Origin of the sequence: Streptomyces sp. NPDC057565 (genome assembly GCF_042801455.1) — a bacterium.
GTDB classification, from domain to species: domain Bacteria; phylum Actinomycetota; class Actinomycetes; order Streptomycetales; family Streptomycetaceae; genus Streptomyces; species Streptomyces yanii.
The window spans coordinates 333,700-356,525 of the sequence record NZ_JBHVFU010000001.1; the positions used below are offsets into that span (position 1 = coordinate 333,700).

Here is a 22,826-nt window from a genome sequence, read left to right on the forward strand (position 1 = left end):
TGACCTTTTCTTCGCGGTTCATCTACCCGTGTCATGAGATCCCACTCCTGGGAATGACGAGGGTGGTCAGGAGCGGCCCGGCAGTCGTACGACCGTCACGAAGAACTCGTCGATCTGGCGCACGGCCGCGATGAACTGATCCAGGTCGACCGGCTTGGTGACATAGGCGTTGGCATGCAGTTTGTAGCTGCGCAGGATGTCCTCCTCGGCGGAGGACGTGGTGAGCACGACCACCGGAATGAGCGCTAGCTCCGGGTCGTTCTTGATCTTCTCGAGGACCTGGCGGCCGTCGTACCGGGGCAGGTTCAGGTCGAGCAGGATCAGGTCAGGGCGCGGAGCGTCGACGTGGTCGCCGCGACGATAGAGGAAGTCCAGGGCCTCCTGACCGTCCCGCGCCACATGGAGAGTGTTGCGGATCTTGTTGTCCTCGAAAGCCTCCCGGGTCATGAGCTCGTCGCCGGGGTCGTCCTCCACGAGAAGGACTTCGATGGGCTGTACCGGGGTGTTCACGGGGCATCTCCGGAGAGTTCGGGAACAGGAGCGGGGACGGCGGGCTCCGTCGCCGGGTGGCGCGCCGTACCGGGGCCGACCGGCAGCGAGAAGTGGATGCGAGCGCCTTCGCGGTAATCGGGGTCCAGCCAGATCCGGCCGCCGTGGAACTCGATGATCTTGCGGCAGAGAGCGAGTCCGATGCCCGTGCCGTCGTACTCGTCGCGGGAGTGCAGACGCTGGAAGATGATGAACACCTTCTCCGCGAACTCGGGGGCGATGCCGATGCCGTTGTCCTGCACGGTGAAACGCCATTCGTCCTCCTCCCGGACACAGCCGACCGTGATCACGCACGGGACCTCCGGGCGGCGGAACTTCACCGCGTTCCCGATCAGGTTCTGCCAGATCATCGCGAGGGTCGTCGGGTCTCCGGTCACCTGTGGCAGCGGACTCTCCCGGACGAGGGTGGTGCCGGTCTCCTCGATGGACAGCGCGAGATTGGCCACGGCCCGGTCCAACGAGCGGTCGAAGTCCACGGACTTCCAGCTGTCGTGGACCCGGCCCACCCGCGAGAAGGTGAGCAGATCGTTGATGAGCACCTGCATCCGCTTGGCCCCGTCGACCGCGAAGTCGATGTACTGCTTGCCTCGCGCGTCCAGCTCCTCGCCGTACCGTTTCTCCAGGAGCTGGCAGAACGAAGCCACCTTGCGCAGCGGCTCCTGGAGGTCGTGCGAGGCGACGTAGGCGAACTGCTCGAGTTCGGAATTGGAGCGACGGAGCTCCTCGGTCTGCTGGGCCAGCAGCGATTCGCGTTCCTGGGCCTCGTCGAGCTCCGAGACCAGACGACTGCGCATGTCCTCGACGGCCGCCGCCACCGCCCGCACGTCGGACGGCCCGTGCACCTCTATGCGGTGGCGGAATGCGCCGGCCCGTACTTTCCCCGAGTCGGCGGCGAGAACGCTCAGCGGGCGGCCGACCACACGGTTGAACAGCATGCTGAGCGAGATCACGGCCAGCGCGAAACCGATCACCAGGGCGATCAAGGCCCGGTCGCGTATGGTCCGGGCGTCGTTGAGCTGGGCGCGCGCCCGGTCCCGGGCGGCATCGAGATGCTTCTGCTGCGTGCCGTACAGCGAGCGCAGGACGTCGAACTCCCGCTTGCTCTCCAGGATCCTGGTGGAGGAGTCGGCCGCCGGACCGTCCTGCCGGACCGCAGCGATCAACGGCTCCGCGTTCAACGCGCGCCAGCGCGCGGAAGCCTCGGCGATCCGGTCCAGATCACTGCTGAACGGCTGTTCGTCACCGACCACCGCTCGCACCCGGGCGATCCTCCGCTGTTCGTCCCTCCTGCCGGCCTCGTAGGGTTCGAGAAAGGTCTTGTCGCCGGTGAGCGCGAATCCGCGGACCCCGGTCTCCTGATCGAGCAGCGCATTCTGCAGCTGGAAGGCGGAGGAGCGGGCCGGCTGGATGCGGTCCACCAGTTCGGTGGTCCGGTCCGAAATTCGGGACAGCACGAGCCCCCCGACCACCAGACATCCGCAGACGACCAGCACGAAACCGGCCAGGATCAGATGCACCCAGTTCTGGACCGACAGGGGCGAGAGCCACCGCCCGCGCCAAGCCGGTCCGGTCGCTGCGTCACTCATGGGGCGTCTTTCTCCAGCCGAGATGCAGTACGGCGACGTCGTCGGCGAGGCCGCCGTAGGGCGAAGCGCCCTCGGTGGCGCCGGCGACCAGCGCGTCGATGAAGGGGCGGGCGGCAAGATCCCCGAGGCGCCGCGCCATGGCGAGCAGTCCCTCTTCTCCGAGCCGGGAGTCCGGACCCGTGCGCCCCTCGAAGAGTCCGTCGGTGAAGAGCACGACGCCGCCGTCGCTCGGGAGGGCGAGTTCGGTCGTCGACCACTGGCCGGCTCCGGGAAGCAGCCCCAGCGCCATGCCGCCCTCGGGCTCCACCCACTCGACCTCCGTGCCGCGCCGCACCAGAAGCCCCGGGTGTCCGGCCCGCACCACCCTGACGTGCCCGGCGTGGGGCGGGAAGACGAGCGAGGTCACCGTCGCGAAGGCATGCGGGTCGGAACGCTCGGCGACGAGAATCGCTTCCAGCAGCCGTATCTGTTCCAGCGGATCGGTGTCGCACAGCACCGCTGTACGCCACGCCACGCGCAGACACACACCGAGCGCGGCCTCCGCCGCCCCGTGCCCCGACACATCGCCGATCACGGCGTGCACGGTGCCGTCGGGGGTCTGCACCACGTCGTAGAAATCGCCGCTCAGCAGACCGTGCGCCCGGCCCGGCTGGTAGCGGGCGACGGCGTCGAAGCTCTGGTCGCGCAGCAGCGGCACGGGCAGCAACCCGCGCTCCAGACGGGCGTTCTCCCGGGCCATCAGCTGATTGGCGCGCAGCGCGGCAGCGGCCCGTTCGGCCTGCTTGCGCTGGAGGGCGTAGCGAATGGCGCGGGACAGCGCCTGAGGATCGAGCCGATCCTTGGCGAGGTAGTCCTGCGCACCGGTGGCCACGGCGGTGAGGCCCGCCTCGGCCTCCGCGAGTCCGGTCAGTACGACGATCGCGGCGTCCGGAGTCGTCTCCACGATCTGGGTGACCGCCACAAGCCCGTGCACATCGGGAAGGTGCAGATCGAGCAGCACACAGACCGGAGTGCTGACGGTCCGCAGGAATGTCAGTCCCTCGGCCAGCGTCTTGCGCCAGATGAGTCCGGACTCCAACTCGCTGTCGGCGAGCATCTCCTCGACGAGCAGGGCGTCACCGGCGTCGTCCTCGACCAGCAGGATCGCGGCGTCGACATTCCATACGGAACGTCCTGAGCCGTGCTGTACCGGGAGGGTGACGGAGGCCGCAGGATGTGCCGAGGCGCTTGCGCGCGGCTCAGACACTCTCCACCCCCTCGCGCAGTCGGCGCAGGTCGTTTCCGGTCGTCCCGCAGCATATGCGAACGCGTGCTGTCGCCGTGCCGTCGGACATCGGCGGACCCGGCGGTCCGGTCCATCGGCCGCCGGGGCGCCACGGTCGGGCGGGCGCGACGAGTCTGTCCAGTGAGCACGGTGAGTTCCGCCACCGTCTCCACGGGCGTTCCGGCGCGGACGGCCGCAACCGCGTGCGGCTCCCAGGTGCGCGCGGGCACCGTCGGCGGCGGCCGCGCGCCACGCAGGCGACGCACGGCCGGTCCGAGCGGAGCGAGGTCCATGGCCGAAGGCCCTTCTCACGCTCCGTACCGCGGTCAGGCCTCCACGGACATTCCCACGCGCAACTGTTGGACGATCCGCGCCAGCAATCGCGAGACATGCATCTGCGAGACGCCGAGCTCCGCTCCGATCTGGGACTGCGTCATCTCCTGCCCGAACCGCATCTGCACGATCCGCCGCTCGCGGTCGTCCAGCTTCTGCAGCAGCGGCGCCAGCGCGTGGAGATTCTCGACCGTCTCCATGCCGGGGTCGGCCTCACCGAGGAGTTCGGCGTACGACCGCTGCTCCTTGCTCGCCTCCGTGTCGGCCGAGGGACTGTCCAGGGAACCGGCCGAGTAGCCGTTCGCGGCGACGAGGCCTTCGATGACCTCTTCCTCGGGAAGGTCGAGACGGGCGGCCAGCTCCTTGACGGTGGGGTCGCGGTCCAGCTCGGCCGAGAGCTGCTCCTTCGCCTTCGCGAGATCGACACGCAGCTCCTGGAGCCGGCGCGGTACATGCACCGACCAGGTGGTGTCCCGGAAGAAGCGCTTGATCTCGCCGACGATGTACGGCACGGCGAATGTGGCGAACTCGACGTCACGGGAGAGGTCGAACCGGTCTATCGCCTTGATCAGACCGATCGTGCCGACCTGAATGATGTCCTCGGTGTCGTCACCGGCCCGGTTGCGGAACCGGGCCGCGGCGAAGCGCACCAGCGACAGATTCATCTCGATGAGGGTGTTGCGCGCGTACTGGAATTCGTGCGTGCCCTCTTCGAGCATCTGGAGCCTGTCGAGGAAGAGCTTGGAAAGCTGGCGCGCATCCTGCGGAGCGACCTTTCCGGTGTCCTCGATCCAGGGCAGCTCAGCAGCTCCGGCACCGGTGAGCGCACCGGTCTCCTGGTGCAGTGTTCCTGCTCCGCTGGTCCGCTCCGAAGCGGTCACCATGTCGTCGCCCTCCCTGTTCGTCGGATGTATCGAACGGCGCCTGCCCCGCTTCCCCCGAGTGATGCGCGAAGATCCAGAATTCCTTCTGCCGGCCAGGTCACGGCACCCACTGTTGCCCCCGTGCATGCGCGGTCCTGTCCTGGGTTCCGCCCCCGAACCGCCGACGTCGCCCGGGTCCATGGCGTCCCCTCCAGCGGCCCGCTGCGCCGCCCCGCGCACCCGGATGGAGCAGCGCGGCGGACATGGCAGACTTGAGCGGGGCGTTCGGCCCGAAGTGCGGCGGCTTCGCGCAAGCCCGCAGCCGGGCCTCAGCCCCGTGGACAGCCGGTCCTCGTGAGCCCGCTACGGCGATGCGCCGGGGGCCGCCGAGAGATCCCGGCGGCATGACTGACAGAGGAACGGCAATGACGGTGACAGAGGACAGCGCGGAGTTCGCTCCCGGTATCGAGGAGTTCGGTCCCGGTATCGACCCGGAGCGGCTGGCCGTCTGCCTGAGCGTGCTCGACGAACTCGACAGCATCGAGGTCGACCACCCCGACGCCATCGCCGTGCGCCGCGCCACCGCCGGCATCTACCGGACCGTGAAACAGCGCCGCCGCCAGGAGCGCCGGGCCGCCAAGACCGCGCACGACAAGGCCGTCACCGAGGCCACCGCCACCGGATCCGCCGACCGCATCGACGACGAGACCCAGGGTGTCCTGCCGTCCTCCTCGGCCGGCGCCGAGATCGCCGGGATACTTCAGAGGCCCCGTTCCTGCTACATCTGCAAGACCCGGTACGTCGAAGTGGATGCCTTCTACCACCAGCTCTGCCAGCAGTGCGCCAAGGAGAACCGGGATCGCCGCGACGCGCGGACCGACCTGACGGGACGCCGGGCGCTGCTCACCGGCGGCCGGGCCAAGATCGGCATGTACATCGCGCTGCGGCTGCTGCGTGACGGCGCGCACACCACCATCACCACCCGCTTCCCCAACGACGCGATCCGCCGGTTCAAGGCGATGCCGGACAGTGACGAGTGGATCCACCGGCTGAAGATCGTCGGCATCGACCTGCGCGACCCCGCCCAGGTCGTCGCCCTCGCCGACTCGGTCGCCGCCGAGGGGCCGCTGGACATCCTGATCAACAACGCCGCGCAGACGGTACGCCGCTCCCCGCAGGCGTACAGCGAACTGCTCGCCGCGGAGTCCGCAACGCTGCCCGCGGGCGAACTCCCCGCGGCCGAGGTCATCGGCACCTTCGGCAGCGGCTCGGTCGACCGCGTCGCCGCCCTGCCCGCCGCCCGCAAGGAGGGGCTGAGCGCCCAGGACGTCACTGAACTGGCCCTGGTCACCGGTTCCGCCTCGCTGGAACGGATCGCTGCGGGCACCGCGATCGACGCGGGTGGTCTCGTACCGGACCTGCATCACACGAACAGCTGGATCCAGACGGTCGAAGAGGTCGAGCCGATCGAGCTGCTCGAGGTCCAGCTCTGCAACTCCACCGCGCCGTTCATCCTGATCAGCCGGCTCCGTCCCGCGATGGCCGCGACGGCAGCCAAGCGCGCCTATGTGGTCAACGTCTCCGCGATGGAGGGCGTGTTCAGTCGCGGCTACAAGGGTGCGGGCCATCCGCACACCAACATGGCCAAGGCGGCGCTGAACATGCTCACCCGCACCAGCGCCCAGGAGATGTTCGAGAAGGACGGCATCCTGATGACCGCCGTCGACACGGGCTGGATCACCGACGAGCGCCCGCACCCCGACAAGATCCGGCTGGCCGAGGAGGGCTTCCACGCCCCGCTCGACCTGGTCGACGGTGCTGCCCGGGTCTACGACCCGATCGTGCGCGGCGAAGCGGGCGAGGACCTGTTCGGCTGCTTCCTGAAGGACTACGCGCCGGCGGGCTGGTAGATCGATCCGTTGTCCGAAAGTGACTGAGCGCACACGTTCCATCGAGCGGGAACGCGCTCATTTGGTTAGGCTGAGGTGAACGGACGCCACCCGGGGATCCACAAAACTCCCCGGGCCGTCCTGGGACAGGCTTGTAACCAGGCCGCCGTTCCGCCCAACGCCCGGCGCCACCGCGACCGAACTGTTCCTGCCCCGCCCCACATGGGTGGTCGATGTCCGGTAATAGGCCGGAGTGTCGGCGACGCCCGGGGTTACGCGACACAAAGGAGTGCGCGGTGACACCAGAACTGACGAAGCAAGAGAAGCGACCGGCAGAGCGACAGGGAGAGCGGGCCCGTCGGCCCGAGAAACTCCAGAACCTCGAAGTCTGGGCCAGGTCCGCACCGATCCGGCTGGCCGGCTACGAGGACGATCTCGCCGAGCCGCACATCCTGCCCGGCATCGACTGATCGACGGGCCGGGCTGCGCGCCCGCCCGGCGTTCGTGACGCCCGTCAGCCAGGGAGCCCCGGCCTTCCGACACCACGGAAGTCCGGGGCTCCGGCGTGTCCCGGCCCGGTCACCGCACCGGGCGGAGTCCACGCGGGCCTGGGGCCCGGGTCCTCAAGGGGGCATGGTCGGGCTGATGCGGGCGGGGGCCAGGGCCACCGGTCTGATGAATTCCCGCACATAGGTGCGGTGCCACCAGTTCCCGGTGGCACGCAGCTCGCGCCAGGTCGTGTACCGGTAGCGGTAGACCCTGGCGCGGATGTGCGTGGGCGGGGTGCAGGGGAACGGGTTGTGGCGCAGCAGCCGCAGTGTGTCCCGGTCGTTCTCCAGCAGCCGTTCCAGAAACGGTCCGAACCAGGGGTGGGCGTACGCGGGAGAGAGCGCCGCGAACCACATCAGCCAGTCCAGGCGCAGGTGGTAGGGAGCGAACTGGCGCGGCAGCCTCCGTGGATCGCCCGGCTTGCCGCGGAAGCCGTACTCCTGCCAGACGGTGTCGGGGTGGAGGACCGTCTCGTCGGTGCCCTCGACCGCGATCTCGAGCCGGACCCGGCTGATGCTGCCGAACGCGCCGTACGTGTTGACGAGATGCAACGGGTCGAACGAGCGGTTCATCACCTGGCGGCGGGAGATCAGATTGCGCGCCGGACGGTAGCTGAGGGCGACCACCAGCGCGGTGACGGCGATGACCACCACCTCGTACCAGAGTGGCGGCGCCGACTGCGCGGGCTGCGGGGCGAACAGCGACCAGTCGACGGCGGACAGGGCGAGAGCGATGGTCACCCAGTTCAGCCAGGCGAAGTTCCCGGAGAGGACCAGCCACAACTGGGTGACGATCATCAGCCCCGCGGCCGCACTCGCCACCGGCTGCGGAGTGAAGAGCAGTACCGGGACGAGGAGCTGGGTGACGTGGTTGGCCGCCACCTCCACCCGGTGGACGGGCGGGGGCAGCCGGTGGAAGAACCAGCTCAGCGGTCCCGGCATCGGCTGGGTCTCATGGTGGAAATACAGACAGGTCAGCTTGCGCCAGCACTCGTCCCCCCGGATCTTGATCAGCCCTGCGCCGAACTCGACCCGGAACAGCACCCAGCGCAGCAGCCACAGCACGAGTACTGGCGGAGCCGTGTCCGCGTTGCCGAGAAAGACGGCGAGGAAGCCGGTCTCCAGGAGCAGCGACTCCCACCCGAAGGCGTACCAGAGCTGGCCGACCTGGACGATCGACAGATACAACGCCCAGGGCAGCAGCCACAGCAGCATCGCCGCCCAGAGCGGAACGTACGAATCCACCCCGGCGATCAGCGCGACCGCGAGCGCGCAGCCGGTCCAGGCGACCGTCGCGAAGAACCGGTCGGAGTAGTGGAGCCGGAAGAGACCGGGAGCGAGCCGCCAGTCCGTTCGCCGCAGGAACTCGGGCACGGGCAGCATGCCACGTTCGCCGATCAGCGCCCTGAACTGGAGAGCGGCGGCGAGAAACCCGACCAGATAGATGCAGGCGAGAGTCCGCTGGAAGATCAGCCGGCTGAGCCAGTAGCCATCTGCGGTGAACCATTCCATCACTTCCAGTATCGGCGCTGCCGAGCGACCGGGCGCTTCAGCCCTCCGACACGATCCGTCCCAGCGTGGTGCCGAGCCGGCGTGCGTACCACCGCTGGAGCACCGGCACGAGGGGGCCCGCAACCCTGCTGTACCACCGGGCCGGACGGGAGAACGCCAGCACGGTGAACCACACCGTGCCGTCGTCCGCCAGCTCCACCACGAAGCACTCCTCGCCGCGCTCGGGGTGCCTGTGCCGGGTCCCGTACGCGAAGCCGATGCGTTCCTTCTCGTACGCGGTCCAGACGACCTCGCACGGCGCGGCGAACCGGAACGGACCGAGCCCGATCGACACCTGCACGGAGGTTCCGGGCTCCGCGCGGGCCGTCGACGCCCGCACCCGGGCGCCGGAGTTGCGGTGCATGTGCCAGCCGGTGACGGCTGCGCCCGCCGCCTCGAGGTCGGCCCGGCCGCGGCCCACCGCGACCCGGTGGTGGAGATGGTGGTAGCCGTCGGGGAGCGGGCCGAGCCGGGTGGCCCCGACCTCCGGGTACGTGAGGGTGCTCATGACGTCCTGCCTCCGTGGTCGGTGGGAAATGGGTCGGTGAGAAACGGGACGGTGCGGGTCGGGGCGGTACGGGTGGAGCCGACGCCGTTCCGGAGCCTTTGCCAGGCGAGCACCGAGCAGAGCGCGAAGCCCAGCGCGTTGCCGAGGCCGTGTGTGGCGGCCATCCAGGTCAGTGTGGGGTGGGGCAGTCCGGTCGCCTCACCGAGCGCCCAGCTCAGCGCGAGCACCATGGTCACCACGAGGACGGCGGCCGAGGTGCCGAACAGGAGCCGGGTGACCCGGTCCCGCCCACGGCCACGGATCGTGCGCCAGGTCAGCAGAGCGACGGTCCACATCCCGGCCGTCAGAACGACTGCCCCCGCCAGCTCCGCCCAGTCCCCGATGAAGTATCCGGCGAGGACCAGCAGGGTGCCGAGCGGCACGCTCAGCGCGGCGAACCGGCCTCCGGGACTGTCCGTGACCCGGCAGACGAGTCCGGAGACCAGGGCGGCGGCGAATCCGGCGAAGTGGAAGTGCGGCACGGTCAGGGCGAGGATGCCGAGCCCGAAGCCGAAAAGAGTGTGCCCGGAGCGCTCGGCGACCAGGGCGAGAGCGGCGACCGACGGCGTGACCAGGGCGGTGAGCAGCGCGATTTCCGCTGGTGCGGCGCGGTGGGTTGTGGTGGACCTGACCGTACGCAGCAGGCGGGGCGGCGCGTGCAGGGCGAGGAGCGCGGCCCCGAGTGCGTAGCAGGTGGCGAGGGCTGTCGCCGGGCCGCCGCGCGGCAGCCAGAGCGACACGGCGCCGGGTGCGGCGAAGAGCGGCCACAGGCGGCGGATCCGGTCGAGCTCGGGCGCGCCGGTCAGGCGCAGACCGGCTGGTACGACGACCAGCATGCCCAGCATCACGATCGTGTCGACCAGTACGGACATGCCGCATCCCCCGCCTTGAACGCGTTCAAGTAGCCTTCCGTGCCGACCCTAGAGGTTTTCTTGAACGCGTTCAAGACGGCTGTGGCGGGGGAGCGGGTGACCGGGCTCACCGCAGGAGGCAGCACGTCGGCTTCGCCGTCTGGTCCATGCACTCACTGAGCGCGGGAGACCTCGATCCGGCCGCCTCGGAGGACGACGAGCGGGCCGTCGCGGAGGGCGTTTCCGTGGCGCCGTACGCCTACTTCGACGAGGGATGGCGGGGGCTGGCGAGGATCCCGGGTCAGCGCGGGAGGGACACCCGGAATGCCGTGTGTCCCGGCCGGCTCACGACATCTGCCGTGCCGCCGTGGGCGGTGACCACCGCGCGGACGATGGCCAGGCCGAGTCCGGTGCTGCCGGTGGCCCTTGAGCGGCTGGGGTCGGTGCGGACGAAGCGCCCGAAGATCTCCGGCAGCAGCGCGTCGGGGATGCCCGGCCCGTTGTCCGTGACGGCCAGCCGGACCTCGGCGGCCGCCGCCCGGAGCCGCACCGTCACCTCCGTACCGTCCGGGGTGTGTACCCGGGCGTTGGCGAGGAGATTGCCGATCACCTGCTGGAGACGGTGCGCGTCGCCGGTGACGGTCACGGGCTCCTCGGGGAGGTCGAGGAGCCAGCGGTGGCCGGGGCTCGCGGCCCGTGCGTCGTCGGTCGCGTCGAGGACGAGGAGGGTCAGATCGACCGGTTCGTGGTCGAGGGGGCGCCCCGCGTCGAGGCGGGCGAGCAGCAGCAGATCGTCGACCAGGTGGCTCATCCGCCCGGACTCCGACTGAATACGTTCCAGGGCGTGCCGGACCCCGGCGGGCACGGGGCCGTGGTGGCGCAGGGCGAGTTCGGCGTGGCCACGGATGTTGGCGACGGGTGTGCGCAGCTCGTGGCTGGCGTCGGCGGCGAAGTGCCGCAGCCGTTCCTCGCTCGCCTGCCGCCGGGCGAGCGCGTCCCCGATATGTCCGAGCATGCGGTTCAACGCGGTGCCGACCTGCCCGACCTCGGTGCGAGGATCGGTGACGGGCAGCGGGTCGGGCATGGCGACCTCGCCGCTGGCCAGCGGTAGCCGGGCCACGCCGACCGCCTGCTTCGTGACGCGTTGCAGGGGGCGCAGGGAGACCCGCACCCACAGGGCTCCGGCGACCCCGGTGGCGAGCAGGGCCGCGCCGAACACGACCCCCTCGACCGCTTCGAGCCGGTGCAGGGTCTCTTCCACGGGGTGCAGCGGCAGTCCGGTGATCAGCACATCCCGGTCGTCGCCGGTGACGGCCGCGATCCGGTAGCCACCGAGCGCGGAGAGCCGTACGCTCCGGCCCTCCCCGTCGTCGGGCACGGCCGCGAGCGTGCGTCGGTCGTCGGCGGTCAACGGCACCTTGCGGACGTTCTGCTCATCGACCACGGCGGCCTGGGTCACCCGGCCGTTCAGCAGCCTGGCGCCGAAGGTGGAGTCGGCCTGGCCCCGCGAGTCGGGGCGGTTGTCGGCGTCCCGCGCGGCTTCGTGCTCCAGGCTGGCGGGGAACCTGCCGCCGGATGCCGTCAGTTGCTGGTCCAGTCGGCGCACCAGGAAGCCCTGGAGGGCGAAGACGGTGGTGAGTCCGACCGCGAGACATGCGGCGGCGAGCAGCAGGACGAGCCCGGTGGTGAGCTGCCCGCGCAGCGTGTGCGGGGGCGGCCGCCTCATGACGGATCCGGTTTCAGGACGTACCCCAGTCCGCGCACCGTATGGATCATGGGAGTGCGGCCCGCGTCGATCTTCTTGCGGAGATAGCTGATGTACAGCTCGACGACATGGGCACGGCCGCCGAAATCGTAAGCCCAGACCCGGTCGAGGATCTGTTCCTTGGACAGCACCCGGCGAGGATTGCGCATCAGGAAGCGCAGCAGCTCGAACTCGGTACGGGACAGCTCGACGACGGCGCCACCGCGTCGGACCTCCCTGGCCTCCTCGTCCATGGTGAGCTCGCCGACCGTCAGCCGGTGCCGGCCCGGTGCACTGGCCATCCCCGCCCGCCGCAGCAGCCCGCGCAGCCGGGCGAGGACCTCCTCCAGGCTGAACGGCTTGGTCACGTAGTCGTCGCCGCCCGCCGTGATCCCGGCGATACGGTCCTCCACCGCATCGCGGGCGGTCAGGAACAACACGCACACCTCACGGGCCTCGCGGCGCAGCTCCCTCAGCACGCGCAGCCCGTCCATGTCGGGCAGCATCCAGTCCGGCACGACGGCGTCCGGCCGGAACTCGCGCGCCGTGGCCAGGGCGGAGGCGCCGTCCGCGGCCGTACGGACCTGCCAGCCCTCGCCGCTCAGTGCTCCGGCCAGCACCTCGGTCAGATCGGGTTCGTCGTCGATGACCAGCACCCGCACCGGGCCTCCGTCGGGGCGGTGCAGGGGCGGGTGTGCGCGGTGGTTGTCCATGATCTGTCCAGCATCCCCCGGCGCGGACGGCGGCGGGCCGCCGGGAGCCTCTGAGTTCCCTCTGAGTTGCCTCTGCATTCCCTCTGGAATCCCGGCGGACCGGGGCGGCCGCCGCCCATTCAGAAGGTACGCAGAGGATGCGCTGCGAGGCTTGCCGCTGTCGACCGCCGAAGCGGTCCGTTACGAGGGGAGCCCCATGACCACCACAGCCCCCGCCTCGCCGTACGCGAGCCAGGGCACACGTCACCGCCGCCCGCCGCGCAGCCTCGCCCCGCATCTTGTGTCCGCCGTCATCTGCGCGGGGGCCGCAGCAGTCCTCGCCCTGTGGTGGATCGACACGTCCGCCGTCGTCGGCGCGGCGGGCCGGCTGACCAACGCCGGGCGCATCACCGGGCTGCTGGCCGGGTATGCGTGCGCGGTCCTGGTGGTTCTGATGGCCCGTGTCCCCCTGCTGGACCACAGCATCGGCACCGACCGGCTGGCGCGCCTGCACGCCGCCGGCGGCCGGTGGACCGTCTCCCTGGTCCTGGCCCACACCCTTCTCGTCATCTGGGGCTACTCCGTCAGCGCCCACACGGACGTGGTGAGCCAGACCTCCGTCCTGGTCCTGCACTACCCGGACCTCCTCAAGGGCACCGCGGGCTTTCTGCTCCTGCTCCTCACCGGTGCCGTCTCCGCCCGCGCCGCCCGCCGCAGGATGAGTTACGAGACCTGGCACTACCTCCACTTCGCCACCTATCTGGCGATCTTCCTCGCCTTCGGACACCAGCTCTCCGACGGCGCCGACTTCGTCGGCGACCGACCCGCGCAGCTGGCGTGGTACGCCCTCTACCTGGGCGCCGCCGCCCTGGTCGTCTGGTACCGGTTCGTGGTCCCGGTACGCCGCGGACTGAGGCACCGGCTGACGGTGACCGCCGTCCACACCGAAGCCCCCGGCGTCGTCTCCGTACACCTCACCGGCGAGCGCCTGGACGAGCTGGGAGCGGAGCCGGGGCAGTTCTTCCGCTGGCGCTTCCTCACCCGAGGCCTGTGGTGGACCGCCAACCCGTACTCGCTCTCCGCGCCCGCCCACCCCCGCCATCTGCGGATCACCGTCAAGGTCGGCGGCGCCCACAGCGCCGCGCTGGCGCGTCTCGCACCCGGCACCCGGGTCTGGGCCGAGGGGCCGTACGGGAGCTTCACCGCGCGTCGTCGTACCGCCCGCCAGGTGCTGCTGCTGGCCGGCGGAGTCGGCATCACTCCGCTGCGGACCCTGTTCGAGACGCTGCCCGGACCGGTGACCCTCGTCTACCGCGCGCGACGGACCGAGGACCTGGCGCTGCGCGCCGAACTCGACGCCATCGCCGCACACCGCCGCACCACGGTCCACTACGTCGTAGACGGGGATACCCCCTTGACCGCACCGGCTCTCAGCCGTCTGGTCCCCGGCCTGGCCGCGCACGACGTCTACCTCTGCGGTCCGCCCGGCATGACCGAGACGGCGATCCGAGCCCTGCGCGACGCCGGAGTGCCCCGCCGCCGCATCCACCACGAGTCGTTCGCGTTCTGATGAGTGCCCCGAGGAGAACCAGCATGCGCCGAGCCGTCCTCACCACCACCGGCACCAGTGCCCTGGTCGTGGTCCTGCTGTCCCTGAAACCGCATCAGGCTCCCGGTCTCCTCGATGCGAGCAGGCGCGCGGCGACCACGGTCTCCCCACGCACGTCGACCGGTGCTCCGCCCGGCGCCACCACCGCGACGGGCACGTTCAACGGCGATCCGGTCGACACGCGGTACGGACCGGTGCAGGTCGCCGCCACCCTCGTCAAGGGGAAGCTCACCGCCGTGCGGGTGCTCCGGGCGCCCGATGAGAACGGCCGCGACCAGGAGATCGCCGCGTTCGCGCTGCCCCGGCTCACCCAGGAGGCGCTCGGTGCCCAGAGCGCGGACATCGACTCCGTCTCCGGAGCCAGCTACACCAGTCAGGGCTACATGGAGTCCCTGCAGAGCGCATTGGACCGGGCCGGTGGCTGATCGTGCGTACGGGTTGCGCCATGTCGAGCACGTGATGGGCACGGTGTTCTCCTTCGACATCAGGGACCGGCCCACCCCTGCGATCCGTCGCGCCCTGGACGATGCGGTGCGCGGGCTGCACCACATCGACGCGGTGTTCTCCACCTACCGTCCGGACAGTGCCATCAGCCGGCTCGGCCGCGGTGAGTCCCGGCTCACCACGTGTCCGGCTGAGGTCCGTGAGGTCCTGGACCTGTGCGGCGATGTCAGCCGGGTCAGCCGGGGCTGGTTCAGTGCCACACCCGGCGGTGTCCTCGATCCCTCCGGGCTGGTCAAGGGGTGGGCGGTCGAGGCCGCCTCGCAGCTGCTGTACGAGAGCGGCGCGCACAACACCTGTGTGAACGGCGGCGGCGACCTTCAGCTGCGTGGCGAGGCCGCCCCCGGCGCTCCTTGGCGGGTCGGTGTCGCCCACCCCCTGCGCCGCGGGGCGCTGGCCACCGTGGTGACCGGGCGTGATCTGGCCGTCGCCACCTCCGGAACGGCCGAACGCGGCGCGCACATCCTCGACCCGCACACCGGTACACCGGCCCTGGGCCTCGCGTCGATCACCGTGGTCGGGCAGGCGCTGACCCTGACGGACGCCTTTGCCACGGCTGCGTTCGCCATGGGAGGTGGAGCACGCGGCTGGCTGGAGTCGCTGGACGGGTACGAGGCGCTCGCCGTCACACCCGACGGCCGGGAGTGGCGCACCAGCGGATTCGGCTGGTAGCCGCGACAACCACTCGTGGGTCCAGACCTGCTCACGGAAGGGCTTCGCCCCGCCGTCCGGCGGACGGGATCATTCGAGGAATCGGGCAATCAATGGCAAAGTGTCGCATATGGACGATCGGGTAGCGGGTGCCCTGTCACTCCCGGATGACTGGCCCGCCCACCCGGATCTCAGCCTCGCCCTGAACCGTATGGGCAGCTTCGACTGGGACCTCGACAGCGGACTCATGCACATGGACCGGCCCGCGCTCGACGTGTTCGAGCTGCGGGCCGATGAATACGACAACCGGCCGGAGAGCCTCTCCCCCCGTGTGCCGCCGGACGAGAGAGTGCGCATCGATGCACTGGTCTCGCAGGCACTCAAGAGCGGGGAGAGCAACTACGGCGCGTACTTCCGGATCCTGCGGCGCGACGGCGCGATGCGCTGGACCCACACCCAGGGCTTCATCCGCCGTGACGAGACCGGCCGCCCGCGCCGGATCATCGGCATAGTCAGGGACGCCACCCAGGAGCTGGCCGATTCCACCGTCCGCCACGAGCAGGACGAGGAGCGGCGCCGGCGCACGAGGCTGGTGGAGGGCGCCACGGCCGCCCTGGCCCACGCCCGCACCGTCAGGGACGTCATCGACGTGCTCAAGCACTCCCAGGGGCTGGTCCTGCTCGGAGCCACCAGCCTCGTCATGGGGTTGATCGAGGCAGGGCGCATCCATCTGGTGGCCGACGGGCCCGAGGGGTCCTTCGTGCCGGGCACCCGGTACACCCGTACGGACGAGCCGTACCCGATGAGTGAAGTGGTCCGCACCCTCGCGCCCCGCTTCATCGAGTCCGCCGAGGACTTCGCCACCTCGTACCCGATCCTGTGGCCGCACATCAGTGACCTCGGCATCACCTCCGCCGCCTATCTGCCGCTGATCGCCCAGGCCCGCCCCATCGGCGCCCTCGGACTCCTCTACGGCGACAAGGACGGCTTCACCGGCGACGAACGCAATCTGCTGGTCGCCCTCGGCAGCTCCATCGCCCAGAGCCTGCAGCGGGCCATGCTCTACGAGCAGGAGCACGACCTCGCCGAGGGGCTCCAGCAGGCCATGCTGCCGCGGCGGGTCCCGGATGTGCCCGGCGCGCAGATCGCCGTCAGGTACCGCTCGGCGAGACTCGGGCGGGACATCGGGGGCGACTGGTACGACGTCATTCCGCTGCCCGGTGGCCGGGTGGGCGCCGTCATAGGCGACGTCCAGGGCCACGACACGGACGCGGCAGCGATCATGGGACAGCTGCGCATCGTCCTGCGCGCCTACGCCGCCGAGGGGCACAGCCCGGCCACCGTCATGGCCCGCGCCTCCGTCTTCCTCCATGAGCTCGACACCGACCGCTTCGCGACCTGCACCTACGCCGAGGTCGACCTGACCACCGGGGTGGTGCAGCTCGTTCGGGCGGGGCATGTCGAGCCGCTGGTACGCGACGTCGACGGCAGCTGCCGCAGGCTGCCCGCCGAGGGAGGGCTGCCGCTGGGGCTCTCGGCCGAGTTCGGCCGGCTCGAATACCCGGTCAGCACCGTCGAGCTGGACCCCGACCAGACGATGGTGCTGTACACCGACGGCTTGGTGGAGCTGCCGGGCGCCGATCTCGACGAGGGCATGCAGCTGCTGACCTCCGTGATCCGGGGCGGGTCGCAGGACCTCCAGAGACTGGCCGACCAGCTGTGCGAAACGGTCGACGAGCGGGGCGGCGAGGACGACGTGGCGGTCCTGCTGCTGCGCCGCGAAGCCGCCTACGCACCGCAGCCCGGCGGCCGGCTCCAGCAGCATGTCGCCCAGAACGATCCGGAGGCGCTGAGCTCGGCCCGGCACATGATCCGCGCGGCGGTGCGGGCCTGGGGTGCGAAGGTCCGGGCGGACGAGGTCGAGCTGGCCGCCGATGAACTGATCACCAACGCGCTGATGCACACCGACGGCGGGGCGATTGTCACCGTCCGGGTGCTCGCCGGGCCCGGTCGGCGGCTGAGGGTCGATGTCGAGGACCGGTCGAGCGCGCTGCCGCGCCCTCGCGACGCGGGGGTGTCCGGCGTCTCCGGGCGTGGGCTGATGCTGGTGGACCGGCTGGCGGACGCCTGGGGGGTGGAGTCCCGCGGCAGCGGCAAGTGCGTGTGGTGCGAGTTCATCGTCCCGAGGGGCGAGTGACATGTGGCGAGGGTTGACGCCGACGGGCGTGATGCGGACTACCCGACAGTAACAGAAAGTAACATGTATGTACTTGACCGTAACCGATCGCGGGCGATTGACTGCGACTGCGGCAGTCGTTGACTCCGGCAATCTTTGTCTTCGATGACATGAGGAACCGTTGGGCACTGAACTACTGGCACCTCTCGATCTGGCTTTCTGGCACCTCGAAACCGATGCGCACCCCATGCACCTCGGCGCGCTCGCCGTCTTCTCGCCGGCGCCCGCCCCGGCGCCGGGCGTCACCGCGGATGCCGTGGTGGAGCTGCTCGGGGCCCGCGCCGCGGCGATCCCACGGCTGCGGATGCGCGTACGGGACGTCCTGCTGCCGGTCGGCGGCGCCGCCTGGTCCGCCGACAAGGACTTCGACGTCTTCCGTCACGTCCAGCGTGTGCTGCTGCCCCGGGACGACGAGTCGCCGGACGGCGGCTTCATGGCCGGGGCCACCCGGCTCGCCGGCGAGCTGATGGAGCGGCCGCTGGAGCGGGGGCTGCCGCCCTGGGAGATGTACGTCATCTCCGGCGCCGACGAGGGTCCCTTCGCCGTGCTCGTCAAGCTTCACCACGCGCTCGCCGACGGCATGCGCGCCGTCGCCATCGGCGCCGGGATCTTCGACGAGATCGCCTCCCTCGGAGCCCGCGCCCGCGGTGGTGCGAGCGCCCGCCGGGCGCGCCCGGTCCCGCCCCGCTCGTGGATGCCGGGGCCGCGCCAGGTGGCAGGATTCGCGCTGGGCCGGATCGAGGACCTCTCGCGGGCGTTCGGGGTCGGTGCCTCCGTCGTGCGGGCCAGCCGCCTCGATCTGCGCGGCGCCCCCGCGCTCACCGCGATCTCCAGCGGCACCCGGCGGCTGGCCACCGCGGAGTTGGACGGCGAGTCCGTCCACCGGATCCGCCGGGTCGCGGGAGGGACCACCAACGACGTCCTGCTCGGCGTCGTCGCCGGAGCGCTCCGCCGCTGGATGGTGGAGCGCGGCGAGCAGCTGCCGGCCGCCGACCCGCGCGCCCTCGTGCCGGTCTCCCGGCGCAGGCCCGGCACCGGTGCGGCCTCCGGGAACCGGCTCTCCGCCTATCTGCTCGGGCTCCCCGTCTCCGAGTCGGACCCCTGGGAGCGGCTGCGCATCGTCCGCACCGCCATGGACCGCAACAAGGCCGCCGGACCGCTGCGGGGTGCGGGCGCCGTCGCGGTGCTCGCCGATCAACTGCCCTCACTGGCCCACCGCTTCGGCGCCCCGCTCGCCGGCGGCGCCGCCAGGATGCTCTTCGACGTGCTGGTCACCAGCGTGCCCCTGCCACGCTCGGCGCTCTCGCTGGGCGGCTGCCCGCTGCGGGCCGTCTACCCGATGGCGCCGCTGGCGCGCGGGCAGTCACTGGCCATCGCCCTGTCCACGTACGGCGGCCGGGTGCAGATCGGCCTGGTGGCCGACGGCAAGGCGGTCCCCGACCTGGAGCGGCTGGCCCGTTGTGCTGAGGACGAGCTGCGCGAGCTGCTCGCCCTGCTGCCGGTCGGTCAACCCTCCCAACGGGCCCGATAGATCGGACAGATTTTGGCGGCGGCGCGGTAGTTCGTGGGGCCGAGGGTGTTGACGTGCCGAAGTGATCCGATGAATATTCGTTGTGCAGGAATTAACGATCATCGGTGAGGGTGGCAGCGGCATGCGGCGAAACAGGCTGGGAACCAGTGCGGTCGAGGTGACCGAGCTGTCCTTCGGGGCCGCCGCCATCGGCAATCTCTTCCGTGAGGTCGACCCCGCCCAGGCCGCGGCCGCCGTGGACGCCGCCTGGGACGAGGGTGTCCGCTACTTCGACACGGCACCGCACTACGGGCTCGGCCTCTCCGAACGCAGGCTGGGCGCGGCCCTGCGTCAGCGGCCGCGCGACTCCTACGTCGTCTCCACCAAGGTCGGCCGGCTGCTCGACCCCGTCCCGGCCGACCCGATCGCCTCGTACGACGGCCTCTCCGAAGGCTTCGCCGTGCCCGCCACCCACCGCCGCCGCTGGGACTTCAGCGCCGACGGCGTACGCCGCAGCATCGAGGACAGCCTCGAACGGCTCGGTCTCGACCGCATCGACATCGCCTATCTGCACGACCCGGACGACCACGCCGAAGCCGCCTTTCGTGAGGCCTACCCGGCCCTGGAGAAGCTGCGCTCGGAAGGCGTCGTCGGAGCCATCGGCGCGGGCATGAACCAGACCGCGATGCTCACCCGCTTCCTCCGCGACACCGACGTGGACACCGTCCTCTGCGCGGGGCGCTACACCCTGCTCGACCAGTCCGCGCTCGCCGAGCTGCTGCCCGAGGCGACCGCACGCGGCCGCAGCGTCGTCGTCGGCGGAGTCTTCAACTCCGGACTGCTCGCCGACCCGCGCCCCGGTGCGACCTACGACTACGCGGCCGCCCCGCTGACCCTTCTCGACCGGGCCCTGCGCATCAAGGCCGTCGCCGAGGGCCACGGCGTACCGCTGCGCGCCGCCGCCCTGCACTACCCGCTCGCCCACCCCGCCGTCGCCACGGTGCTCGTCGGCACCCGCTCGCCCGACGAGATGCGCGACGCCGCCGACCTGCTCTCCCGCGAGATCCCCGACGCCCTCTGGGACGAACTGCGCGCCGAGGGCCTGCTCACCGAGGACGGACACCGGCCATGAGAATCGCCCTGCACACCAAGGTCCGCGCCGACCGGATCGAGGAGTACGAGGCCGCGCACCGCGAAGTTCCCACGGAGCTCACCGCGGCAATCCGCGCTGCGGGCGCCACCTCCTGGACGATCTGGCGCAGCGGCACCGAGCTGTTCCACGTCATCGAGTGCGAGGACTACGCCCGGCTTCTCGCCGAGCTCGAGCAGCTGCCCGTCAACGTCGCCTGGCAGGCCCGGATGGACGAACTCCTCGACGTGGCCCACGACTACTCGTCGGACGGCGTCGAAGCCGGTCTCCCCGTCGCCTGGGAGCTGTGACATGACCGGCCGGCAACGGATCCTCGACGCCCACCACCACGTGTGGGACCTGTCGGTGCGCGACCAGGAGTGGATCACCGGCGAGGAACTGGCCCCGCTCCGGCGCACCTTCACCCTGACCGACCTGGAGCCCGAGGCCCGCGCCGCCGGGGTGTACGCCACGGTCCTCGTCCAGACCGTCACCGTCCCCGAGGAGACCCCCGAGTTCCTCGCCCTCGCCGACGGCAACGACCTCGTCGCGGGGGTCGTCGGCTGGACCGACCTCACCGCGCCCGGCATTGCCGACACCCTCGCCGCCCTGCGCGAACTCCCCGGTGGTGACCGGCTCGTAGGCATCCGCCACCAGGTCCAGGGCGAGCCCGACCCCGAGTGGCTGCTGCGCCCCGAGGTGCAGCGCGGACTGTCCGCCGTGGCCGCCGCCGGACTCGTCTACGACCTGGTCGTCCAGCCCCACCAGCTGCCCGCAACCGTCAGGGCCGCCGCGCTGCTGCCGGAACTCACCTTCGTGCTCGACCATGCGGGCAAGCCGCCCATCGCCACCCGGAGCCTGCACCCCTGGGCGGAAGACGTCCGGGCGCTGGCCGACCGGCCCAACACCGTCTGCAAACTCTCCGGCCTGGTGACCGAGGCCGACCTGCACTCCTGGACGGTCCACGACCTCCGCCCGTACGCCGACACCGTCCTCGACGCCTTCGGGCCCGACCGCCTGATGTTCGGCTCCGACTGGCCGGTCTGCCGGCTCGCGGCGAGTTATACGGAGGTCGTCGACGCCGCACGCGCCCTCACCGAGGGACTGGGCGCGGACGAGCGGTCGGCGGTCTTCGCGACCACCGCGGAGCGGACCTACGGCCTCTGAGGGCGGTGGCAGGGCGCAGCGGGCTGCGGCATCCTGGGAGCCATGCCTGAACTACCGGAGGTCGAGGCGCTGCGGGTCTTTCTCGACGAGAACCTGACCGGCAAGGAGATTGCCCGCGTCCTGCCGCTCGCCGTCAGTGTGCTCAAGACGTACGACCCACCGCTCACCGCCCTGGAAGGCGGCACGGTCACCGGCGTCGCCCGGCGCGGCAAGTTCCTGGACATCGGCGTCGGCCCGCTGCATCTGATCACCCATCTGGCCCGGGCGGGCTGGCTGCACTGGAAGGACAGCTTCCCCGCCGCCCTGCCGCGCCCGGGCAAGGGCCCTCTGGCGCTGCGTACCGTACTCACCGGCGGGGACGGCTTCGACCTCACCGAGGCAGGTACCACCAAACGCCTCGCCGTCCACCTCGTGCACGACCCCGGCGAGGTGCCCGGCATCGCCCGCCTCGGACCCGACCCGCTCGACGCCTCCTTCGACCGGGACGCGTTCGCCGCACTGCTCGCCGGGGAACGGCGCCGGATCAAGGGCGCCCTCCGCGACCAGTCCCTGATCGCGGGCATCGGCAACGCCTACAGCGACGAGATCCTGCACGCCGCGAGGATGTCTCCGTTCACACTCGCCGCGAGCCTCACCGACGACGACATCACCCGGGTGTACACGGCCCTGCGCACCACCCTCCGCGACGCCGTCGCACGCTCCAGCGGAGTGGCGGCCGGGAAGCTCAAGGCGGAGAAGAAGAGCGGGCTGCGTGTCCACGGCCGCACGGGCGAACCGTGCCCCGTCTGCGGGGACATCATCCGGGAGGTCTCGTTCAGCGACTTCTCGCTCCAGTACTGCCCGACCTGTCAGACCGGCGGCAGACCACTGGCCGACCGTCGCCTCTCCCGACTCCTCAAATAGGGCGGCGGGTGAGTGCCAGCAGCTGCCGCCCGTCCGCGGCACGCACCTCGAAACGGTCGATGGCCGCCGGGCGCAACGCGGCCCCGCCGTGCACCGTCAGAGTCTCCTCGTCCGGCCCGGTCACCGACCAGGTGGTGACCGTCTCCTCGCTGCCGTCCCGCCCGACCGCCACCAGCGCGCACACCCCCGCCTCCGGCCCCCGCGCCACCTCCAGACCGACGTCCGTGCCCCACTCCTTCGCCCTGGCCGTGACCACGGCCGCCATCCCCGTGGCCCGGTCCGTCGCCGCCCATCGCTGCGCCTGCACCGTTCCGGCAGGCCCAGCCGATGCGCCGATCACCCCGAGCGGCGCGCCCACCGCCAGGACCACCGCGGCGGCCACCAGCGCCAGACGTCTGCGGCGGCTCCTGCGCCGTTCGGCCACCACCGCGCCCACCGCCCGCCGCACCAGCTCGGGACCCGCCCGAACCACCGGATCCACCCCCGGCGGCGTCCGCCGGGCGTACTCCCCGAGCACGGCCGTCACCGCGCGGAACTCCGCCGCCCGTATCTCGCACAACGGGCACTGCGCCAGATGCTCCTCGAAGCGGAAGGCATCGGCAGCGCTCAGCACGCCCAGTGCATAGGCGCCGACATGGCGATGAGGTTCCGGGGTGCGCATGCAGTCCGGTACGGAACGCACCCGTGAATCACTCAAGCCAAC

The 22,826-nt window shown here is 71.0% G+C and carries 21 protein-coding genes; 11 read left to right on the plus strand and 10 right to left on the minus strand.

Going from position 1 to position 22,826, the window contains the following annotated elements; genetic code table 11:
• Positions 1–66 precede the first annotated feature (66 nt).
• The 4 genes from ACFU8W_RS01415 to ACFU8W_RS01430 all read right to left on the minus strand — a co-directional run bounded on the left by ACFU8W_RS01415 (position 67) and on the right by ACFU8W_RS01430 (position 4,616).
• On the minus strand, positions 67–510 hold the full coding sequence (locus tag ACFU8W_RS01415; RefSeq protein WP_384031166.1) for a response regulator: 444 nt from the start codon (positions 508–510) through the stop codon (positions 67–69).
• Complete coding sequence (locus ACFU8W_RS01420; protein ID WP_384031168.1) at positions 507–2,135, minus strand: CHASE3 domain-containing protein; 1,629 nt, start codon at positions 2,133–2,135, stop codon at positions 507–509. Before ACFU8W_RS01420 ends, ACFU8W_RS01415 begins: the two co-directional genes overlap by 4 nt.
• Positions 2,128–3,381: a PP2C family protein-serine/threonine phosphatase gene (locus tag ACFU8W_RS01425; RefSeq protein WP_384031170.1), complete on the minus strand. Its 1,254-nt coding sequence runs from the start codon at positions 3,379–3,381 to the stop codon at positions 2,128–2,130. Before ACFU8W_RS01425 ends, ACFU8W_RS01420 begins: the two co-directional genes overlap by 8 nt.
• A 344-nt stretch (positions 3,382–3,725) precedes the next feature.
• The gene (locus ACFU8W_RS01430) at positions 3,726–4,616 is read right to left on the minus strand and encodes an RNA polymerase sigma factor SigF (RefSeq protein WP_384031172.1); all 891 of its coding nucleotides are present in this window, start codon (positions 4,614–4,616) and stop codon (positions 3,726–3,728) included.
• A gap of 404 nt (positions 4,617–5,020) precedes the next feature.
• Between ACFU8W_RS01430 and ACFU8W_RS01435 the strand changes: the two genes are divergently transcribed.
• Together ACFU8W_RS01435 and ACFU8W_RS01440 are read left to right on the plus strand one after the other, a co-directional pair.
• Entirely contained in the window at positions 5,021–6,505 is a 1,485-nt protein-coding gene (locus ACFU8W_RS01435) for an SDR family NAD(P)-dependent oxidoreductase (RefSeq protein WP_384031174.1), read from the plus strand.
• A 275-nt stretch (positions 6,506–6,780) separates the two neighbouring features.
• The gene (locus tag ACFU8W_RS01440) at positions 6,781–6,954 is read left to right on the plus strand and encodes a hypothetical protein (RefSeq protein WP_266978285.1); all 174 of its coding nucleotides are present in this window, start codon (positions 6,781–6,783) and stop codon (positions 6,952–6,954) included.
• Between the two features lie 153 nt (positions 6,955–7,107).
• On the opposite strand, the gene ACFU8W_RS01445 is transcribed toward ACFU8W_RS01440, so the two are convergent.
• The 5 genes from ACFU8W_RS01445 to ACFU8W_RS01465 form a co-directional block, all read right to left on the minus strand.
• Positions 7,108–8,544: a lipase maturation factor family protein gene (locus tag ACFU8W_RS01445; protein ID WP_384031177.1), complete on the minus strand. Its 1,437-nt coding sequence runs from the start codon at positions 8,542–8,544 to the stop codon at positions 7,108–7,110.
• A 37-nt stretch (positions 8,545–8,581) separates the two neighbouring features.
• On the minus strand, positions 8,582–9,091 hold the full coding sequence (locus ACFU8W_RS01450) for a DUF1990 family protein (RefSeq protein ID WP_384031179.1): 510 nt from the start codon (positions 9,089–9,091) through the stop codon (positions 8,582–8,584).
• Positions 9,088–10,002 carry a YndJ family protein gene (locus ACFU8W_RS01455; protein WP_384031181.1) on the minus strand — a complete coding sequence of 305 codons (915 nt, stop codon included), beginning with the start codon at positions 10,000–10,002 and terminating at the stop codon, positions 9,088–9,090. The genes ACFU8W_RS01450 and ACFU8W_RS01455 overlap by 4 nt, the downstream gene beginning before the upstream one ends.
• A 280-nt stretch (positions 10,003–10,282) precedes the next feature.
• Positions 10,283–11,707, minus strand: a complete 1,425-nt coding sequence (locus ACFU8W_RS01460; protein ID WP_384031183.1) for a sensor histidine kinase — start codon at positions 11,705–11,707, stop codon at positions 10,283–10,285.
• Positions 11,704–12,438, minus strand: a complete 735-nt coding sequence (locus ACFU8W_RS01465) for a response regulator transcription factor (RefSeq protein WP_384031185.1) — start codon at positions 12,436–12,438, stop codon at positions 11,704–11,706. Before ACFU8W_RS01465 ends, ACFU8W_RS01460 begins: the two co-directional genes overlap by 4 nt.
• Positions 12,439–12,634: 196 nt before the next feature.
• On the opposite strand from ACFU8W_RS01465, the gene ACFU8W_RS01470 reads away from it, so the two are divergent.
• The 9 genes from ACFU8W_RS01470 to ACFU8W_RS01510 all read left to right on the plus strand — a co-directional run bounded on the left by ACFU8W_RS01470 (position 12,635) and on the right by ACFU8W_RS01510 (position 22,123).
• Positions 12,635–13,987, plus strand: coding sequence for a ferric reductase-like transmembrane domain-containing protein (locus tag ACFU8W_RS01470; RefSeq protein WP_384031187.1), 1,353 nt, complete (start codon positions 12,635–12,637; stop codon positions 13,985–13,987).
• A gap of 23 nt (positions 13,988–14,010) precedes the next feature.
• Entirely contained in the window at positions 14,011–14,451 is a 441-nt protein-coding gene (locus ACFU8W_RS01475; protein ID WP_384031189.1) for an FMN-binding protein, read from the plus strand.
• Positions 14,452–14,485: 34 nt separating this feature from the next.
• Positions 14,486–15,199 (plus strand): FAD:protein FMN transferase, encoded by a 714-nt coding sequence (locus ACFU8W_RS01480; RefSeq protein WP_384032030.1) that lies wholly within the window; start codon positions 14,486–14,488, stop codon positions 15,197–15,199.
• A 109-nt stretch (positions 15,200–15,308) separates the two neighbouring features.
• A complete protein-coding gene (locus tag ACFU8W_RS01485) occupies positions 15,309–17,375 on the plus strand; it encodes a SpoIIE family protein phosphatase (RefSeq protein ID WP_384031191.1) in 2,067 nt (688 codons plus the stop codon).
• Positions 17,376–17,535: 160 nt separating this feature from the next.
• Positions 17,536–18,945, plus strand: coding sequence for a wax ester/triacylglycerol synthase family O-acyltransferase (locus tag ACFU8W_RS01490; protein ID WP_345518593.1), 1,410 nt, complete (start codon positions 17,536–17,538; stop codon positions 18,943–18,945).
• Between the two features lie 121 nt (positions 18,946–19,066).
• Entirely contained in the window at positions 19,067–20,056 is a 990-nt protein-coding gene (locus tag ACFU8W_RS01495; protein ID WP_384031194.1) for an aldo/keto reductase, read from the plus strand.
• Positions 20,053–20,364 (plus strand): L-rhamnose mutarotase, encoded by a 312-nt coding sequence (locus ACFU8W_RS01500; protein ID WP_358861331.1) that lies wholly within the window; start codon positions 20,053–20,055, stop codon positions 20,362–20,364. The genes ACFU8W_RS01495 and ACFU8W_RS01500 overlap by 4 nt, the downstream gene beginning before the upstream one ends.
• A gap of 1 nt (position 20,365) precedes the next feature.
• Entirely contained in the window at positions 20,366–21,220 is an 855-nt protein-coding gene (locus tag ACFU8W_RS01505; RefSeq protein ID WP_384031196.1) for an amidohydrolase family protein, read from the plus strand.
• 42 nt (positions 21,221–21,262) lie between these two features.
• Positions 21,263–22,123, plus strand: coding sequence for an Fpg/Nei family DNA glycosylase (locus ACFU8W_RS01510; protein WP_384031198.1), 861 nt, complete (start codon positions 21,263–21,265; stop codon positions 22,121–22,123).
• Here the strand turns inward: ACFU8W_RS01510 and ACFU8W_RS01515 are convergent.
• Positions 22,116–22,820 (minus strand): anti-sigma factor family protein, encoded by a 705-nt coding sequence (locus ACFU8W_RS01515; protein ID WP_384031200.1) that lies wholly within the window; start codon positions 22,818–22,820, stop codon positions 22,116–22,118. The genes ACFU8W_RS01510 and ACFU8W_RS01515 overlap by 8 nt on opposite strands.
• Between the last annotated feature and the right edge of the window lie 6 nt (positions 22,821–22,826).

What these genes read in the sequence shown, in the direction of transcription:
- ACFU8W_RS01420 (WP_384031168.1), bottom strand. Translation starts at nt 2,135, where the DNA reads ATGAGTGACGCAGCGACCGGACCGGCTTGGCGCGGGCGGTGGCTCTCG.
- ACFU8W_RS01430 (WP_384031172.1), bottom strand. Translation starts at nt 4,616, where the DNA reads ATGGTGACCGCTTCGGAGCGGACCAGCGGAGCAGGAACACTGCACCAG.
- ACFU8W_RS01435 (WP_384031174.1), top strand. Translation starts at nt 5,021, where the DNA reads ATGACGGTGACAGAGGACAGCGCGGAGTTCGCTCCCGGTATCGAGGAG.
- ACFU8W_RS01445 (WP_384031177.1), bottom strand. Translation starts at nt 8,544, where the DNA reads ATGGAATGGTTCACCGCAGATGGCTACTGGCTCAGCCGGCTGATCTTC.
- ACFU8W_RS01450 (WP_384031179.1), bottom strand. Translation starts at nt 9,091, where the DNA reads ATGAGCACCCTCACGTACCCGGAGGTCGGGGCCACCCGGCTCGGCCCG.
- ACFU8W_RS01455 (WP_384031181.1), bottom strand. Translation starts at nt 10,002, where the DNA reads ATGTCCGTACTGGTCGACACGATCGTGATGCTGGGCATGCTGGTCGTC.
- ACFU8W_RS01460 (WP_384031183.1), bottom strand. Translation starts at nt 11,707, where the DNA reads ATGAGGCGGCCGCCCCCGCACACGCTGCGCGGGCAGCTCACCACCGGG.
- ACFU8W_RS01465 (WP_384031185.1), bottom strand. Translation starts at nt 12,438, where the DNA reads ATGGACAACCACCGCGCACACCCGCCCCTGCACCGCCCCGACGGAGGC.
- ACFU8W_RS01470 (WP_384031187.1), top strand. Translation starts at nt 12,635, where the DNA reads ATGACCACCACAGCCCCCGCCTCGCCGTACGCGAGCCAGGGCACACGT.
- ACFU8W_RS01475 (WP_384031189.1), top strand. Translation starts at nt 14,011, where the DNA reads ATGCGCCGAGCCGTCCTCACCACCACCGGCACCAGTGCCCTGGTCGTG.
- ACFU8W_RS01480 (WP_384032030.1), top strand. Translation starts at nt 14,486, where the DNA reads ATGGGCACGGTGTTCTCCTTCGACATCAGGGACCGGCCCACCCCTGCG.
- ACFU8W_RS01485 (WP_384031191.1), top strand. Translation starts at nt 15,309, where the DNA reads ATGGACGATCGGGTAGCGGGTGCCCTGTCACTCCCGGATGACTGGCCC.
- ACFU8W_RS01495 (WP_384031194.1), top strand. Translation starts at nt 19,067, where the DNA reads ATGCGGCGAAACAGGCTGGGAACCAGTGCGGTCGAGGTGACCGAGCTG.
- ACFU8W_RS01500 (WP_358861331.1), top strand. Translation starts at nt 20,053, where the DNA reads ATGAGAATCGCCCTGCACACCAAGGTCCGCGCCGACCGGATCGAGGAG.
- ACFU8W_RS01505 (WP_384031196.1), top strand. Translation starts at nt 20,366, where the DNA reads ATGACCGGCCGGCAACGGATCCTCGACGCCCACCACCACGTGTGGGAC.
- ACFU8W_RS01510 (WP_384031198.1), top strand. Translation starts at nt 21,263, where the DNA reads ATGCCTGAACTACCGGAGGTCGAGGCGCTGCGGGTCTTTCTCGACGAG.